The organism is Tyzzerella sp. An114, assembly GCF_002161055.1.
GTDB classification, from domain to species: domain Bacteria; phylum Bacillota; class Clostridia; order Lachnospirales; family Anaerotignaceae; genus Fimicola; species Fimicola cottocaccae.
The window spans coordinates 1-554 of sequence record NZ_NFLT01000077.1; the positions used below are offsets into that span (position 1 = coordinate 1).

The window sequence follows — 554 nt, forward strand, 5'->3', positions numbered from 1 at the left end:
TTTATTTTTATTTTTTCTTTTTTTATTTTTTAATATAAAAGGGGCTTTCGCCCCTTAATTATTTTGTATAACCAGCTTTTTCAAGTGCTTCATAAATCTCTTTTAACCATACTTTTTCTATACAATCAACTTTTGTAGTTGTATGATATGTACCTTCTTTTACTTTAAGGTCACCATTTTCAGCAATTCCTTCAATAATAATTGATTTACCATTAACAAGAGGATAACCTTTATCTTCAGGAATACCCTCAATTACTGCACGAGGACCTTTACCAAATTTATAAGCATCATCTTCATAGTCTGATACGTGCATTGTACCGTCATTATTAAGATAAAAATATTTTTTTGATGTTTCCATGTTATGATGTCTACCAAGTTCTTTTACTGCATAAGTTCTAATTTCAAAATTCATAAATAATCTCTCCTTTTAATTTTATAAAAATAGTAATAGTTACAAACAAAATTTAATCAGCACAAGGGCATCACCTCCATTTTTGAGTATAAAAAAAGAAGGTTAAAAACCTTCTTCAATTAATCTAAAACTTGCCGGAAGC

The 554-nt window shown here is 28.0% G+C and carries 1 protein-coding gene; it reads right to left on the reverse strand.

The annotated features are described in order from the left end of the window. Positions 1-58: 58 nt before the first annotated feature. Positions 59-412, reverse strand: a complete 354-nt coding sequence (locus tag B5E58_RS13330; protein WP_088110107.1) for a hypothetical protein — start codon at positions 410-412, stop codon at positions 59-61. Positions 413-554: the final 142 nt, after the last annotated feature.

What these genes read in the sequence shown, in the direction of transcription:
- B5E58_RS13330 (WP_088110107.1), bottom strand. Translation starts at nt 412, where the DNA reads ATGAATTTTGAAATTAGAACTTATGCAGTAAAAGAACTTGGTAGACAT.